Source organism: Pseudomonas sp. MM211, assembly GCF_020386635.1.
Lineage (GTDB): Bacteria > Pseudomonadota > Gammaproteobacteria > Pseudomonadales > Pseudomonadaceae > Aquipseudomonas.
This window is the reverse complement of record NZ_CP081942.1, coordinates 1,398,380-1,413,926: the sequence shown is the minus strand read 5'-3', so window position 1 is coordinate 1,413,926 and position 15,547 is coordinate 1,398,380. Positions and strand designations below refer to the sequence as shown.

General features: G+C 62.4%; 17 protein-coding genes. 14 read left to right on the top strand and 3 right to left on the bottom strand.

Going from position 1 to position 15,547, the window contains the following annotated elements; translation table 11 throughout:
* The first annotated feature begins 24 nt into the window (after positions 1 to 24).
* Genes pyrR through K5Q02_RS06320 form a run of 3 tightly spaced genes read left to right on the top strand, consistent with a single transcriptional unit; the run spans position 25 to position 2,818 of the window.
* Positions 25 to 546: a bifunctional pyr operon transcriptional regulator/uracil phosphoribosyltransferase PyrR gene (gene pyrR, locus K5Q02_RS06330; protein ID WP_225837483.1), complete on the top strand. Its 522-nt coding sequence runs from the start codon at positions 25 to 27 to the stop codon at positions 544 to 546.
* Positions 543 to 1,547 (top strand): aspartate carbamoyltransferase catalytic subunit, encoded by a 1,005-nt coding sequence (locus K5Q02_RS06325; RefSeq protein ID WP_225837481.1) that lies wholly within the window; start codon positions 543 to 545, stop codon positions 1,545 to 1,547. The genes pyrR and K5Q02_RS06325 overlap by 4 nt, the downstream gene beginning before the upstream one ends.
* Positions 1,547 to 2,818 (top strand): dihydroorotase, encoded by a 1,272-nt coding sequence (locus tag K5Q02_RS06320; protein ID WP_225837479.1) that lies wholly within the window; start codon positions 1,547 to 1,549, stop codon positions 2,816 to 2,818. The genes K5Q02_RS06325 and K5Q02_RS06320 overlap by 1 nt, the downstream gene beginning before the upstream one ends.
* A 196-nt stretch (positions 2,819 to 3,014) precedes the next feature.
* Here K5Q02_RS06320 and K5Q02_RS06315 read toward each other — a convergent pair whose 3' ends face one another.
* Entirely contained in the window at positions 3,015 to 3,413 is a 399-nt protein-coding gene (locus tag K5Q02_RS06315) for an NINE protein (protein WP_225837477.1), read from the bottom strand.
* A gap of 140 nt (positions 3,414 to 3,553) precedes the next feature.
* Here K5Q02_RS06315 and K5Q02_RS06310 point away from each other — a divergent pair, with 140 nt between their 5' ends.
* Both K5Q02_RS06310 and K5Q02_RS06305 read left to right on the top strand, forming a co-directional pair.
* Positions 3,554 to 4,765 carry a putative DNA modification/repair radical SAM protein gene (locus tag K5Q02_RS06310; RefSeq protein ID WP_225837475.1) on the top strand — a complete coding sequence of 404 codons (1,212 nt, stop codon included), beginning with the start codon at positions 3,554 to 3,556 and terminating at the stop codon, positions 4,763 to 4,765.
* Positions 4,765 to 5,646, top strand: a complete 882-nt coding sequence (locus K5Q02_RS06305) for a TIGR03915 family putative DNA repair protein (RefSeq protein WP_225837473.1) — start codon at positions 4,765 to 4,767, stop codon at positions 5,644 to 5,646. The genes K5Q02_RS06310 and K5Q02_RS06305 overlap by 1 nt, the downstream gene beginning before the upstream one ends.
* Here the strand turns inward: K5Q02_RS06305 and K5Q02_RS06300 are convergent.
* Together K5Q02_RS06300 and K5Q02_RS06295 are read right to left on the bottom strand one after the other, a co-directional pair.
* Positions 5,612 to 6,757: a PilT/PilU family type 4a pilus ATPase gene (locus K5Q02_RS06300; protein WP_225837471.1), complete on the bottom strand. Its 1,146-nt coding sequence runs from the start codon at positions 6,755 to 6,757 to the stop codon at positions 5,612 to 5,614. The genes K5Q02_RS06305 and K5Q02_RS06300 overlap by 35 nt on opposite strands.
* A gap of 108 nt (positions 6,758 to 6,865) precedes the next feature.
* Positions 6,866 to 7,900, bottom strand: a complete 1,035-nt coding sequence (locus tag K5Q02_RS06295; protein ID WP_225837470.1) for a type IV pilus twitching motility protein PilT — start codon at positions 7,898 to 7,900, stop codon at positions 6,866 to 6,868.
* Between the two features lie 136 nt (positions 7,901 to 8,036).
* On the opposite strand from K5Q02_RS06295, the gene K5Q02_RS06290 reads away from it, so the two are divergent.
* From K5Q02_RS06290 to rdgB, 9 genes are all read left to right on the top strand, one after another.
* On the top strand, positions 8,037 to 8,723 hold the full coding sequence (locus tag K5Q02_RS06290; RefSeq protein WP_225837468.1) for a YggS family pyridoxal phosphate-dependent enzyme: 687 nt from the start codon (positions 8,037 to 8,039) through the stop codon (positions 8,721 to 8,723).
* 39 nt (positions 8,724 to 8,762) lie between these two features.
* Positions 8,763 to 9,581: a pyrroline-5-carboxylate reductase gene (gene proC, locus K5Q02_RS06285; protein WP_225837466.1), complete on the top strand. Its 819-nt coding sequence runs from the start codon at positions 8,763 to 8,765 to the stop codon at positions 9,579 to 9,581.
* An 11-nt stretch (positions 9,582 to 9,592) separates the two neighbouring features.
* Entirely contained in the window at positions 9,593 to 10,183 is a 591-nt protein-coding gene (locus K5Q02_RS06280; RefSeq protein ID WP_225837464.1) for a YggT family protein, read from the top strand.
* Between the two features lie 4 nt (positions 10,184 to 10,187).
* The gene (locus K5Q02_RS06275) at positions 10,188 to 10,484 is read left to right on the top strand and encodes a DUF167 domain-containing protein (RefSeq protein ID WP_225837462.1); all 297 of its coding nucleotides are present in this window, start codon (positions 10,188 to 10,190) and stop codon (positions 10,482 to 10,484) included.
* Positions 10,485 to 10,592: 108 nt separating this feature from the next.
* Positions 10,593 to 12,575, top strand: coding sequence for a dynamin-like GTPase family protein (locus K5Q02_RS06270; RefSeq protein WP_225837460.1), 1,983 nt, complete (start codon positions 10,593 to 10,595; stop codon positions 12,573 to 12,575).
* Between the two features lie 158 nt (positions 12,576 to 12,733).
* Positions 12,734 to 13,873, top strand: coding sequence for a homoserine O-succinyltransferase MetX (gene metX / locus K5Q02_RS06265; RefSeq protein WP_225837458.1), 1,140 nt, complete (start codon positions 12,734 to 12,736; stop codon positions 13,871 to 13,873).
* A 2-nt stretch (positions 13,874 to 13,875) separates the two neighbouring features.
* A complete protein-coding gene (gene metW / locus K5Q02_RS06260; RefSeq protein ID WP_225837456.1) occupies positions 13,876 to 14,496 on the top strand; it encodes a methionine biosynthesis protein MetW in 621 nt (206 codons plus the stop codon).
* A 15-nt stretch (positions 14,497 to 14,511) separates the two neighbouring features.
* On the top strand, positions 14,512 to 14,916 hold the full coding sequence (locus K5Q02_RS06255) for a DUF4426 domain-containing protein (RefSeq protein WP_225837454.1): 405 nt from the start codon (positions 14,512 to 14,514) through the stop codon (positions 14,914 to 14,916).
* Positions 14,913 to 15,506 carry an RdgB/HAM1 family non-canonical purine NTP pyrophosphatase gene (rdgB, locus tag K5Q02_RS06250; protein WP_225837452.1) on the top strand — a complete coding sequence of 198 codons (594 nt, stop codon included), beginning with the start codon at positions 14,913 to 14,915 and terminating at the stop codon, positions 15,504 to 15,506. The genes K5Q02_RS06255 and rdgB overlap by 4 nt, the downstream gene beginning before the upstream one ends.
* Positions 15,507 to 15,547 lie beyond the last annotated feature (41 nt).

Sequence of the window (15,547 nt, the reverse complement as noted above, 5' to 3'; positions counted from 1 at the left end):
GCCACGGCCACAAGGAGCTTTTCGATGAGTCTACCCAACCCCGCCGAACTGCTACCGCAGATGGCGTCCTCGCTGATCAGTCACCTGAATCGACGGCAGATCGCCACGCCGCGCTTCATCGGCATCCGTACCGGCGGCGTGTGGGTCGCCCAGGCGTTGCTGGATCAACTGGGCCGCGATGAGCCTCTGGGCATCCTCGACGTTTCCTTCTACCGTGATGATTTCACCCAGAACGGCCTGCACCCGCAGGTGCAGCCTTCCGAACTGCCCTTCGAGATCGAAGGCCAGCACTTGGTGCTGATCGACGACGTACTGATGAGCGGCCGCACTATTCGTGCGGCTCTCAACGAGCTGTTCGACTACGGCCGCCCGGCCAGCGTGACCCTGGTCAGCCTGCTCGACCTGGATGCCCGTGAGCTGCCGATCCGCCCGGATGTGGTCGGTGCGACGCTGTCACTGGCAGCCGATCAGCGGGTAAAATTGTCCGGCCCCGCGCCCTTCACCCTCGAACTCCAGACGCTTTCCGACCAAGGCCGTCCGCAATGACCCCAATCGACGCCAAGCGCCCGCTGCAACTGAACGACCAAGGCCAACTGCGCCACTTTCTGTCCCTCGACGGCCTGCCTCGCGAGCTGCTGACGGAAATCCTCGATACCGCCGACTCCTTTCTCGAGGTCGGCGCCCGCGCGGTGAAGAAAGTACCGCTGCTGCGCGGCAAGACCGTGTGCAACGTGTTCTTCGAAAACTCCACGCGCACCCGCACCACCTTCGAACTGGCCGCCCAGCGCCTGTCCGCCGACGTGATCAGCCTCAACGTGTCGACCAGCTCGACCAGCAAGGGCGAAACGCTGTTCGACACCCTGCGTAACCTGGAAGCCATGGCCGCCGACATCTTCGTTGTGCGCCACGCCGATTCGGGCGCTGCGCACTTCATCGCCGAGCACGTGTGCCCCAACCTGGCGATCATCAACGGCGGCGACGGGCGCCACGCGCACCCGACCCAGGGCATGCTCGACATGCTGACCATCCGCCGTCACAAGGGCGGCTTCGAGAATCTCTCGGTGGCCATCGTCGGCGACATCCTGCATTCGCGGGTGGCCCGCTCCAACATGCTGGCGCTGAAGACCCTCGGCTGCCCGGACATCCGCGTGATCGCGCCGAAAACCCTGCTGCCCGTGGGTATTGAGCAATACGGCGTGAAGGTCTACAGCGACATGACCGAAGGCCTCAAGGATGTCGATGTGGTGATCATGCTGCGCCTGCAGCGCGAGCGCATGACCGGCGGCCTGCTGCCCAGCGAAGGTGAGTTCTATCGCCTGTTCGGCCTGACCGAGCAACGCCTAAAACTGGCCAAACCGGATGCCATCGTCATGCACCCGGGGCCGATCAACCGCGGCGTGGAGATCGAATCCGCAGTGGCCGACGGCGAACACTCGGTAATCCTCAATCAGGTCACCTACGGCATCGCTATCCGCATGGCCGTGCTGTCCATGGCCATGAGCGGCCAGAACACGCAACGACAACTCGACTCCGAGGAGCACAACTGATGCGTACCCGTATCCTCGGCGCCCGCGTCATCGACCCAAGCAGTGGCCTCGATCAGGTCGCCGATATCTATGTAGAAGGCGGCAAGCTGAGCGCCATCGGCCAGGCACCTGGCGGCTTCGAAGCCGATCAGACACTCGATGCCCAGGGCCTGATCGCCGCGCCCGGCCTGGTCGATCTGTCCGTCGCCCTGCGCGAGCCCGGCTATAGCCGCAAAGGCAGCATCGCCAGCGAAACCCTGGCGGCCGCTGCCGGCGGCGTCACCAGCCTGTGCTGCCCGCCCATCACCAAGCCGGTGCTGGATACCTCGGCGGTTGCCGAGCTGATTCTCGACCGCGCCCGCGAAGCGGGCCACACCAAGGTGTTTCCCATCGGCGCCCTGAGCAAAGGACTCGATGGCGAACAACTCGCTGAACTGGTCGCCCTGCGCGATGCGGGTTGCGTGGCGTTCGGCAACGGCCTGAACAATTTCCGCAACGCACGCACCCTGCGCCGCGCGCTGGAATATGCGGCGACGTTCGACCTTACAGTGATCATCCACTCTCAGGATCATGACCTCGCCGAAGGCGGTCTGGCCCACGAAGGTGCCACCGCCAGCTTTCTCGGTCTGTCGGGGATTCCGGAAACCGCCGAAACCGTAGCCCTGGCTCGAGACCTGCTGCTGGTCGAGCAGAGCGGCGTGCGTGCGCACTTCAGCCAGCTGACCAGCGCCCGTGGCGCACAGCTGATCGCCGACGCTCAGGCACGCGGCCTGCCGGTCACTGCCGACGTAGCGCTTTATCAACTGATCCTTACCGATGAAGCGCTGATCGACTTCTCCAGCCTCTACCACGTGCAACCGCCACTGCGCACCCGCGCCGACCGCGACGGCCTGCGTGAAGCGGTGAAGAGTGGAGTAATCAGCGCTATCTCCAGCCATCACCAGCCCCATGAGCGTGACGCCAAGCTGGCGCCTTTCGGCGAGACAGAGCCTGGTATGAGTGGCGTTCAGTTGCTGCTGCCGCTGGCGATGACACTGGTGCAGGACGGCCTGCTCGATCTGCCCACCCTGCTCGCCCGCCTGAGCAGTGGCCCGGCCGAGGCGCTGCGCCTGCCAGCTGGAAAACTGCAGGTCGGTGGTGCGGCGGATATCCTGCTGTTCGACCCACAGGCTTCAACCGTGGCTGGCGAGAGTTGGTATTCGAAGGGCCGCAATAGCCCCTTCCTTGGCCACTGCCTGCCTGGCCAGGTGCGTTATACGTTGGTGGATGGACATATCAGTTACGAGGGCTGAACCCCATGCGCCTGACGCCTACCGAGTCGCCATCACGAACGACAACTTCAAGGCAGAAGCGGACGTTCGCGTAACTTGTAGGAGGGGCTTTAGCCGCGAGCTTTTTATCAAGGCAAACAAAGAGCTCGCGGCTAAAGCCCCTCCCACAAAAGCAGCAGCGCCCGATGTCCGCTAGCGCCTTATTGCGGCCCCTGATCTAGCCCTCCCGCGCATTCTTGATCGACACCTGGTTATTCAGCGTCCAGAAATCGTAAAGCACACCGACCAGAAATAGCCCGCCGGTGAATAGATACAGGATGCCGGTGATCCACTTGCCTTGGTACATGCGGTGCACGCCGAAGATGCCGAGGAACGTCAGTAAAATCCAGGCGACATTGAAGTCGGTCTTTCCGGCGGTGAAACGCAGATCCGCTTCACGATCCATGGCGGGGATCAGGAACAGGTCGATGATCCAGCCAACGAACAACAAACCCAGGGTGAAAAACCAGATGGTGCCGGTGACCGGCTTGCCGTAATAAAAACGGTGAGCGCCGAGGAAACCGAAAATCCATAACAGATAACCGATGATCTTGCTGTGGGTGTCAGGACGCTGCATCGAGGTCTCCAGGAATAATGTCTCAAGCGCTTTGATCAATAACCACGCCGCAGGTTCTCCCCATGCGGCGACGAGACGATCTTGCATGTCAGGTAAGCTTATCCAATACTGTATATAAATACAGTTACCGAGCATGACCCATGGAACTGATCGACAAGCTTACGGTACTCGCCGACGCCGCCAAATACGATGTCTCCTGCGCCAGCAGCGGCGCCCCCAAGCGCAGTTCCAAAGGCCAGAGCGGCATGGGGGCCACCAACGGCATGGGCATTTGTCACAGTTTCACGCCAGACGGCCGATGCGTCGCATTGCTGAAGGTGCTGCTGACCAACTTCTGCCTGTACGACTGCCAGTACTGCGTCAATCGCCGTTCCAGCGACGTGCCCCGCGCGCGCTTCACACCCGAAGAAGTGGTCACGCTGACCCTCGATTTCTACCGGCGCAACTGCATCAGCGGGCTGTTTCTCAGCTCCGGAATCATCCGCTCAGCCGACTACACCATGGAGCAGTTGGTGCGGGTCGCCAAGCTACTGCGCGAAGAACACGAATTTCGCGGCTATATCCATCTCAAGACCATTCCCGATGCATCACCGGAGTTGATAGCCGAGGCCGGACGCTATGCCGATCGTCTGAGCGTCAATATCGAGCTGCCTACCGAAAGCAGCCTGATCCGCCTCGCGCCGGAGAAAAGCGTGGCTCCGATCAAGCTGGCCATGGGCACTATTCGTGATGGCGTCGAAGAAGCGAGCAGTGAAAAGCGCGCGCCAGCCTTCGCCCCCGCCGGGCAGAGCACGCAGATGATCGTGGGGGCCGATGCCACCGACGACAGCACCATCCTGCACACTGCCCAGTCGCTGTATGGCGACTTTCGCCTTAAACGCGTTTATTACTCGGCGTTCAGCCCGATCCCGCAAAGCCCCAAGAGCGTGCCCCTCGAGGCACCGCCGCTGCTGCGCGAGCACCGTTTGTATCAGGCGGACTTCCTGATGCGTGGTTATGGCTTCAAAGCCGCCGAACTGCTCGATGGCCCCGGCAACCTGGCCTTGGACATCGACCCCAAGCTGGCCTGGGCGCTGAACAACCGCCAGCACTTTCCCGTCGACCTGAATCGTGCCGACGTGACCATGATCGCCCGCATACCTGGCATCGGCGTGCTCAGTGCCCAACGTCTGATCGCCCTGCGTCAGCAAAAACGTATTCGCTTCGAGGATGTTGGCCGCCTGCGCTGTGCTCTGGAGAAAGCCAAACCCTTCATCGTCACCCAGGATTACCGCCCCGCTCAGGCCACCCGCGACTCCTTGCTGCTACGTCAGCAACTGAGCGAAGCGCCCCGGCAGATGGGACTGTGGTAATGCACCAGGTTCGCTTCGATGGCAGCTTTGCCGGCTGGCGTGAAGCCGCCAGAACACAGCTACGCCGCGGCCTGGCCCCGCATCAGTTGAGCTGGGTGCAGGACAGCCAGGAGAATCAGGATCTGTTCGGCCAACTGGATGAGCCACAACAGGCCGTGGCCTGTAATAGCCCGGTGCGCGTACCCCGCACTCTGCTCGATCAGTTGGAAAGCGCCGCACGCTTTCGCTGCGCCCAACGCTGGGCACTGCTGTATCGCATTCTCTGGCGCGTCGCCCAGGGTGATCAGGCCGCTATGCTGGCGGGCGATATCGATGGCAGCGAGCTGCATGCGCGCCTCAAGGCGGTGCGTCGTGAAGCTCACCATCTGCATGCGTTTCTACGTTTCAAACCACGCGATGCAGCGGCCGGGGGCCCGCAGCTGGTGGCATGGCACGAGCCAGCGCACGACATCCTGGCCAGCGCCAGCGGGCACTTCGCCGAGCGCCTGGGTCGACAGACCTGGATGATCGCGACACCCGACGATGGCGTGTTCTGGGATGGTGAACACCTGCATTACGCGAACCCTTGCCCGCCTGAATGGCAGCAGCTGGCGCAGGGTACCGATGACCGTAACGAAGCGATGTGGCTGGCGTATTACGGCAGCACCTTCAATCCGGCGCGGCTCAATCGCAGCGTACTGGAAACCAATATGCCGGTACGCTTCTGGCGCAATCTGCCAGAAGGCCCGTTGATTCCAAGACTGATGAGCCTGGCCCGGGCAGGCGCCCAAGCGGATGGCCAGGCGCAGGCAGTGGCAGCGAAAAGCGGTAAGCGCATACAGCGCCCGCCGCTTCGCCAGACGGCAATCAGCGAAAACGCTGCCCGGGATTCTCGTCCGTGACTTCCAGGGACAGCCCCTGGGACATAGTGGTCAGGTGCTCGCCATCGGTTTCCGAACCAAGCTTGATCATCAGGCGCAGATCATTCGCCGAGTCGGCGTATAGCAAGGCATCTTCGTAGGTGATCTCGCCCTGACTGTAGAGGTTGTACAGCGCCTGGTCGAAGGTTTGCATACCCTGCTCAGTAGAACGTTTCATCAGCGCTTTGAGCTCGTGCACATCGCCCTTGCGGATCAGGTCGGCGGCCAGCGGGGTATTGATCAACACCTCGATGACAGCACGACGCCCCTTGCCATCCGGCGTTGGAATCAATTGCTGGGCGACGATGGCCTTGAGGTTCAGCGACAGATCCATCCATACCTGATTCTGCCGATCCGCCGGGAAGAAGTTGATGATCCGATCCAGAGCCTGGTTGGCGTTGTTGGCGTGCAGAGTGGCCAGGCACAGGTGACCAGTCTCGGCGAAGGCCACGGCGTGATCCATGGTTTCCCGAGTTCGTACCTCACCGATCAATATCACGTCCGGCGCCTGGCGCAGGGTGTTCTTCAGCGCCACTTCGAAGGAATCGGTATCGATACCTACTTCACGCTGGGTAACGATGCAGTTCTGGTGCTGGTGAATGTACTCGATCGGGTCTTCGATGGAGATGATATGACCACTGCTGTTCTTGTTGCGGTAGCCGATCATCGCTGCCAGCGAGGTGGACTTACCCGTACCGGTGGCGCCGACGAACAGCACCAGACCGCGCTTGGTCAAAGCCAGCTTCTTGAGGATTTCCGGCAGTTTGAGGTCATCCAATGTCGGGATGTTGGTCTCGATACGGCGCAGCACCATGCCAGCCAGGTTGCGCTGGTAAAAGGCACTGACGCGGAAACGACCGACGCCTCGGGCACTGATGGCGAAGTTGCACTCGTGGTTCTCGGCGAAATCCCGGCGTTGCTGCTCGGTCATCACCGAGTGGACGGTCTCGCGGGTCATTTCCGGCGTTAGCGGCGTCTTGGTCACGGGCATGATCTTGCCATTGACCTTCATCGATGGCGGCACGCCAGCGGTGATGAACAGATCGGAGCCGCCTTTTTCGACCATCAGGCGCAACAGTTTTTCGAATTCCATGGAAGCCTACCTAGTATGCACTGGAGCGACGTTCAGCTACCGGTCGTGTGCATCGCCGGTGACCAGGAGCGGGGCGACCTAACATCGCCCGGCATGACCAATATGGTCTTAGAAGTTTTCAGGTGTCTTGGCTTTTTCCCGCGCACTCTCGCGGCTGACCAGCCCTTTGGAGACGAGGGTTTTCAGGCACGCATCCAGGGTTTGCATGCCCAGCGCACCGCCAGTCTGGATGGCCGAGTACATCTGCGCCACCTTGTCTTCGCGGATCAGGTTACGGATCGCTGGGGTGCCAATCATGATTTCGTGGGCGGCCACACGACCGCCGCCGATCTTCTTCAGCAGGGTCTGGGAAATCACCGCCTGCAGCGATTCGGAAAGCATCGAACGCACCATGGACTTCTCTTCCGCCGGGAACACGTCGACCACCCGGTCGATGGTCTTGGCCGCAGAGGTGGTGTGCAGGGTGCCGAACACCAGGTGACCGGTTTCTGCAGCGGTCAGCGCCAGGCGGATGGTTTCCAGGTCGCGCATCTCGCCGACCAGGATGATGTCCGGGTCTTCGCGCAGTGCCGAGCGCAGGGCTTCGGAGAAGCCGTGGGTGTCGCGGTGCACCTCACGCTGGTTGATCAGGCACTTCTTCGACTCGTGAACGAATTCGATCGGGTCTTCGACGGTGAGGATGTGGTGGTACTTGTTGCTGTTGATGTAATCGAGCATCGCCGCCAGGGTAGTGGACTTGCCCGAACCGGTTGGCCCGGTTACCAACACCAGCCCGCGCGGCACGTCGGAGACCTTCTTGAAGATCTCACCCATGCCGAGGTCTTCCATGCTCAGCACCTTGGAAGGAATGGTACGGAATACCGCACCGCTGCCACGGTTCTGGTTGAAGGCGTTGACCCGGAAGCGCGCTACACCCGGCACTTCGAACGAGAAGTCGGTCTCGAGGAATTCCTCGAAATCCTTGCGCTGCTTGTCGTTCATGATGTCGTAGATCAGCGCGTGCACCTGTTTATGATCCAGGGCTGGCAGATTGATCCGACGCACGTCGCCATCGACCCGAATCATCGGTGGCAGACCTGCAGAGAGGTGCAGATCCGACGCGCCTTGCTTGGCGCTGAAGGCAAGCAGCTCGGTGATATCCATGGAACTCCCTAATGACGGTAGAATGCCGCGTAACTCAGGATAGGGGGCCTTGGGGGATCGCCATGCGGCTGCGCGAGCACGCCCTTCGGAGACCACCACCAAGCCCGCAAAAACGCTCAGGCGGCAGGCACAGGTAATGTCCACGATAGCAAAGAATATTGCAAAGGTCGGTGTGCGTATCCGTGAGGCAGCGCAAGCCTCACAGCGAGATTTCGCCACTATTGGCCTATTAGCGGTGAGCAAGACCAAACCTGCTGACGCCATTCGCGAGGCTAACGCGGCCGGTCTGCACGATTTTGGCGAGAACTACCTGCAGGAAGCCCTCGACAAGCAAGTGCAACTGGCCGACCTGGCGCTGAGCTGGCACTTCATCGGCCCTATCCAGTCGAACAAGACCCGTCCGATCGCCGAACACTTTGCCTGGGTACACTCGGTGGATCGCCTGAAGATCGCCGAGCGCCTGAGCGACCAGCGCCCGCCTGAACTGCCGCCACTGAACATCTGCCTGCAGGTCAATGTCAGCGGTGAGGACAGCAAATCCGGCTGCCAGCCCGACGAGCTCGCGGCGCTGGCACAGGCGGTTACACAACTGCCCAACCTGCGCCTGCGCGGATTGATGACAATTCCCCAGCCCACCGACGACGTCGCCATGCAACGTGCGGCCTTCGCCCGCCTGCGTGAGCTGCGGGACGGCCTGAACCTCGACCTCGACACCCTGTCCATGGGCATGAGCCACGACCTCGAAGCAGCCATCGCCGAAGGCGCGACCTGGGTGCGCATCGGTACGGCGCTGTTCGGTGAGCGTGACTACAGCAAGACCTGAATAACCCGATCTCGACTCTATATAGATAGGAAACTCACCATGACCACTCCCCGCATTGCCTTTATCGGTGCTGGCAACATGGCTGCCAGCCTGATCGGCGGGATGCTCGCCCAAGGGCTGCCGGCCAGCGCGATCCGCGCCAGCGACCGCGGCGCCGAGCAACGCGAGAAGATCAATCGGGAACACGGCATCGAGGTACTGGCCAGCAATGCCGAGGCGTGCCGCGATGCCGACGTGATAGTCCTGGCGGTCAAACCCCAGGTGATGAAGGACGTATGCCTCGACCTGGCGCCACACCTGCAGGCCGGCCAGCTGATCGTGTCCATCGCCGCCGGTATCACCAGCGCCAGCCTGGAAAACTGGCTCGGCCCGCGCGCGGTGGTGCGCTGCATGCCCAATACGCCGTCGCTGCTGCGCTTGGGCGCCAGCGGCCTGTACGCCAACGCCCGAGTCAGCGCCGAACAGCGCCAGCAGGCTGAACAGCTGCTCAACGCCGTCGGCCTGGCCGTGTGGCTGGACGAGGAGAAACTGATCGACGCAGTTACGGCCGTCTCCGGCAGCGGCCCGGCCTATTTCTTCCTGCTGATCGAAGCGATGACCGCCAGCGGCGAAAAGCTCGGCCTGCCCCGTGACGTCGCCGCCAAGCTCACCCTGCAGACCGCCCTGGGCGCCGCGCAGATGGCACTGAACAGTGATGTGGATGCCGCCGAGCTGCGTCGCCGCGTGACCTCACCGGCCGGCACCACCGAAGCGGCCATCAAGACATTCCAGGCAGGCGGCTTCGACGCGCTGGTCGAGCAGGCCGTCAAGGCCGCCGATCACCGCTCGGCCGAGCTGGCCGAACAACTGGGTCAATAAGGAGACAATCAATGATCGGTCTGAACACCGCAGCCGTTTACATCCTGCAGACCATCGGCAGCTTCTACCTGCTGATCGTGCTGCTGCGCTTCGTCCTGCAACTGGTGCGAGCGGACTTCTACAACCCGCTCAGCCAGTTCATCGTGCGCGCCACCCACCCGCTGCTCAAGCCGCTGCGTCGCATCATCCCCAGCCTCGGCGGGCTCGACCTGGCATCCCTGGTACTGGCGCTGATCGTGCAGTTCGTGCTGATGGCGCTGACCCTGATGCTGATGGGCGTCGGCGTCGGCGATCCGCTGCTGATTCTGGTCTGGTCGATCATTGGCGTCACCGCCCTGCTGCTCAAGGTGTTCTTCTTCGCCCTGATCATCAGCGTGATCCTCTCCTGGGTCGCCCAGGGCTCGCACAACCCGGCTGCACTGCTGGTCAATCAGATCTGCGAGCCGCTGCTGACGCCGATCCGCCGCATCCTGCCTAATCTGGGCGGCCTGGATCTGTCGCCCATCGTGGCGTTCCTGCTCCTCAACCTGATCGACATGCTGGTGATTCGCAACCTGGCCGTCAGCACCGGCATGTTCAGCGGGCTGAGCCTGGCGATCTGAGCCCATGGATTTCCACCGCTGGGACGGTGATGCACTGATCCTCGACTGCCACCTGCAGCCCAAAGCCAGCAATGATGCATTCGCCGGGCTGCATGGTGAGCGCTTGAAGATCCGCCTCACCGCACCGCCGGTGGACGGCAAGGCCAACGCGCACCTGCTGGCCTTCCTGGCCGATGCCTTCGGCGTCGCCAAGAGCCAGGTCACTCTGGAAAGTGGCCAGCAGAGCCGCCAGAAACGCGTGCGCATCCAGGCCCCCAGACTGCTGCCAGCCGATCTCGGCCTGACCGTTCGCCCTACCTGAACAACCATCAGCGCCATTGCTGCGCGCCGCCCCATTGACGTCGCCGCCACCCGTCGCATAATGCTCGGCAGCCGGCATCGTCGCCCGATGCCCCGTCAGGGAATCCCTATGAGCATGGAACGCCTCAGTGAACAGGTAGATGCCTACGTTGCCTGGAAGCGCGAACTGGTTCGCGAGATCACCCGCTACCGCAGTTGGCTCGCCCACAACCGGCTGAGCAGCGAAGGCGTCGAAGCGCGCCTGGAGCGGGCACTGCGCCTGCTGCGTACCGATCACATCACCCTGGCCTTCGTCGGCGAATTCTCCCGCGGTAAAACCGAGCTGATCAACAGCCTGTTCTTCTCCGAATACGGCCAGCGCTTACTGCCCTCTCAAGCTGGGCGTACGACCATGTGCCCGACGGAAATTCTCTACGACCCAGGCGCTGAGCGCCCTTATATCCGCCTGCTGCCGATCGAGACGCGCATCGCCGAAGCCAGCGTCGCGCAGTTCAAGCGCACGCCCCGTCACTGGGTGAACATCCCGCTAGACACCAGCGACCCGGACAACATGGCCAAGGCCTTCGCCCAGGTGGCGGCCAGCAAGGTCATGCCTGTCGAACAGGCTATCGGACTCGGCTTTCATCCAGACAACCTGGAAACCACCAACACCCCCGGCCAGGTACTGGTACCGGCCTGGCGCCACGCCATCGTCAACTTCGATCATCCACTGCTGCGTCAGGGTCTGCGCATCCTCGACACGCCGGGCCTGAACGCTCTGGGCTGTGAACCGGAACTGACCCTGTCGATGCTACCCAACGCCCAGGCGATCATCTTTCTGCTGTCCGCCGATACGGGGGTTACCGCCAGCGACCTGGACATCTGGCAGCAGCACGTCCAGCCCCTCGACGAAGAAACCCAGAGCTGCCTGTTCGCCGTCCTGAACAAGATCGATGTGCTCTGGGATGACCTCGCCGGTGATGCGTTTGTCACCCACGCCATCGAGCGGGTACGTCTGCAGGCGGCGCGTCATCTGGGCATCGCCCCTCAAGACATCCTGCCGCTTTCGGCCAAGCAGGCACTACTCGCCAAGGTGCGCAAGGATCCTGCGCTGCTCGCCCGCAGCCAGATGGCCAGCCTGGAGACGCTGCTTTGCGAACGCATCGTGGCGCAGAAGGAGCGCCTGCTTGAAGAGCGCGTGGTGCGCCAGGTGCTGGCCATGCTCAATAACAGCCAGCATGTGCTCGGGCTGCGCATGGGTAAGGTCAACGAGCAGTTGGGCTTGCTCGATGAGCGCCGTCAGGACAATGGGCAAATGTTGCTGGAACTGACCGCCCGTACCAAGGACGACCACACCCTGCACCACAAGCGCCTGGTTGCCTTGAAAACCAACCAGCGCCTGCTGCGCAATCAGGGCGAGCGACTGAAAGCATCCGCACAGCCGGAAAAACTCGACGTTCACCTTAACCTGCTGCGCCGCCAGCTCACAGGCAGCTGGACGACGCTGGGGATCAATCAATCCATCCAGCACTTCTTCACCGCCGTCGAGAATGACCTGCACAGCCTGTCCCATGATGCCGAGATGGCCAACCGCATGGTCGATGCCATCTACCACCGGCACAATGTGGAGAACCCATTGCAGGCCGTTGATGCACCGACTTTCGAGCTGACGCGCTACGTACGCGAGTTGCGCCACCTACAGAAAAAGGCCGACCGTTTCCGCCTGCGTCTCAAGACGCTACTGACCGAGCAACGCAGCCTCAGCCGGCGCTTCTTCGCCACTCTGGTGCAAGAGGTCATTGGCCTACACCGCCGCCTGCGCCGTGACGCCGAGCAGTGGGCCGATGAAGCGCTGATGCCGCTGATGCAGCACACCCTGGAACACAAGCAGTTGCTGGAAGGCCACATGCTGCGCCTCAAGGCGCTGGCGCAAGACACCCAAAACGGCCGCCAACGCCGCCAGCAACTGGCGCAGTATGGCGATGAGTTGAAACAGCAACTGGCTCAGGCCGGCGAGATGCTACGCATCATGCGTCGCCCCGCGCCAATCCAGCGCCAGGGCAAAGTGGTGACGTTGCCCGGCATGCTGCGCCCTCAAGCCAGCGCCGAATAAACCTCGCGGGCCGCTACTCGGCTCGCCAGGTTCCTTTAGCGATCCCCTCGCGATGCCCAACCCGGGTATTGGCTACGTGCGCTTTCCTTGCCGCTGACAGGCGCGCTCTTTAGACTGCTGCACTTTCCTATGTACCTTTCATTATCCGAGCAGGATCGATGCCGACTGTTTTTCCTCAAGACTCCGTTGGCCTGGTCACGCCGCAGATCGCCCATTTCGCCGAGCCCCTGGCCCTGGCCTGCGGGCGCAGCCTGGCCGACTACCAACTGACTTATGAAACCTATGGCGAGCTGAACGCCAGCGCCAGCAACGCTGTGCTGATTTGCCACGCGCTGTCGGGGCACCACCACGCCGCCGGTTACCACAGCGTGGACGACCGCAAACCGGGCTGGTGGGATAGCTGCATCGGCCCCGGCAAACCGCTGGACACCAACCGCTTCTTCGTCGTCAGCCTCAATAACCTCGGCGGCTGCAACGGCTCGACCGGCCCGTCCGACATCAACCCGGCGACCGGTAAGCCCTTCGGCGCCGACTTCCCAGTGATGACCGTGGAAGACTGGGTCAATAGTCAGGCTCGCCTCGCCGACCTGCTCGGCATCGGCCAATGGGCCGCCGTGGTCGGCGGCAGCCTGGGCGGCATGCAGGCCATGCAGTGGACAATCAGCTACCCGGATCGCGTGCGGCATTGCCTGGCCATCGCTTCGGCGCCCAAACTGTCGGCGCAGAACATCGCCTTCAACGAGGTCGCCCGCCAGGCCATCCTCACCGACCCGCAATTCCACGGTGGCCACTTTCAGGAACAGGGCGTGATCCCCAAGCGCGGCCTGATGCTGGCGCGCATGGTCGGCCACATCACCTACCTGTCCGATGACGCCATGGGTGAGAAATTCGGCCGCGGCCTGAAGAACGAAAAGCTCAACTACGACTTCCACAGCGTGGAGTTCCAGGTCGAAAGCTACCTGCGCTATCAAGGTGAGGAGTTCTCCGGGCGTTTCGATGCCAATACCTACCTGCTGATGACCAAGGCGCTGGACTATTTCGACCCGGCCGCCGAGCACAATGGTGATCTGGCCAAGACCCTTGGTCAGGCCAAGGCCGACTTCTGCGTGATCTCGTTCACCACCGACTGGCGCTTCTCGCCGGCCCGCTCGCGAGAAATCGTCGATGCGCTGATCGCCGCACGCAAGAACGTCTGTTACCTGGAGATCGATGCACCCCAAGGCCACGACGCCTTTCTCATGCCCATTGCGCGCTACCTGCAGGGCTTTGGCAGCTACATGCAACGGATCGAGGTGTAAGCATGCGAGCCGACCTAGAGATCATCCAGAAATGGATTCCCGCTGGCAGCCGCGTGCTCGACCTTGGCTGCGGCGATGGCGACCTGCTCGCCTGGCTGAGCGCCAATAAGCAGGTCAGTGGCTACGGCCTGGAGATCGACCCGGAAAAGATCGCCCAGTGCATCGGCAAGGGCGTCAACGTCATCGAGCAGAACCTCGACGAAGGCCTCGGCAACTTCGCCAACGACAGCTTCGACGTCGTGGTCATGACCCAATCCCTGCAGGCGCTGCACTTCCCGGACAAGGTACTGGCGGAGATGTTGCGCGTCGGCAAGACCTGCATCATCACCTTCCCCAACTTCGCCCACTGGCGCTGCCGCTGGTATTTGGCGAGCAAGGGCCGCATGCCGGTGTCGGATTTCCTGCCGTACACCTGGTACAACACGCCGAACATCCACTTCTGCACCTTCGAGGACTTCGAGCGCCTGTGCCATCAGCAGGACGCTCGAGTACTCCAGCGCCTGGCGGTCGACCATCAACACCAACACGGCTGGGCTAGCCGCGCGTGGCCCAACCTGCTGGGCGAAATCGGCATTTATCGCATCAGCGGGCGTAATGCACGCGATGTGCACATTGCCAACTGAGCAGCGGAACCGCCCATGCGCCTAGCCCTCCTGCTGATTACCCTGTGCTTGAGCCTGCCGGCCAGCGCCGCCGAGCGCATGCAGCGCCTGGGTGATCTCGAGGTGCATTACAGCGCCTTCAACGCCAGTTACCTGCAACCGCAAATAGCACAGGCCAGCGGCCTGCTGCGCAGCGGCAAGCAGGCTGTGCTGAACATCAGCGTGTTGCGGGCAGGAAAATCCAGCCCGGCCACGATCAGCGGTGAAGTGAAGAACGTACTTGGCCACGGCCAGACGCTGACCTTCGTCGAGCAGCGCGAGGGCGAATTCGTCTCGTACCTAGCACAGTTTCCAATCACCTCGCGCGAGGTGCTGCTGTTCAACCTGCAGGTGAACGGCCAGCGCCTGGACTTCAACCAGGAACTCTTTCCGGAGCCATGATGCCTTTCCCAGAACTCGTCCTCGCCAGCCACAACGCTGGCAAACTCAAGGAACTGCAAGCCATGCTCGGCGACAACGTACGCCTGCGCTCGGTCGGTGAGTTCAGCCAGGTTGAGCCGGAGGAAACCGGCCTGTCGTTCGTCGAGAACGCCATCCTCAAGGCCCGCAATGCCTCGCGCCTGTCCGGGCTGCCCGCCCTGGCCGACGACTCGGGCCTGGCAGTCGATCATCTGGGCGGCGCGCCGGGCATCTACTCCGCCCGCTACGCCGACGGCCTGGGCGACGCCGCCAACAACGCCAAACTGCTGGCCGCCCTCAAGGACGTGCCGGATGCCGAGCGCGGCGCCCAGTTCGTCTGCTGCCTGGCCCTGGTGCGCCACGCCGACGACCCGCTGCCAATTCTCTGCGAAGGCCTGTGGCACGGCAGCATCCTGCATGAAGCCCGTGGCGAACATGGCTTTGGCTACGACCCGCTGTTCTGGGTGCAAGAGCGCCAGTGCTCCAGCGCCGAACTGTCCCCCGCAGACAAGAACAGCCTCAGCCACCGCGCCATCGCCATGCGCCTGCTCAAGCAGCGTCTGGGCCTGTAAACAGCGCCACCAGAGGGGCGTTTCGTCCGCGAACATTGGAG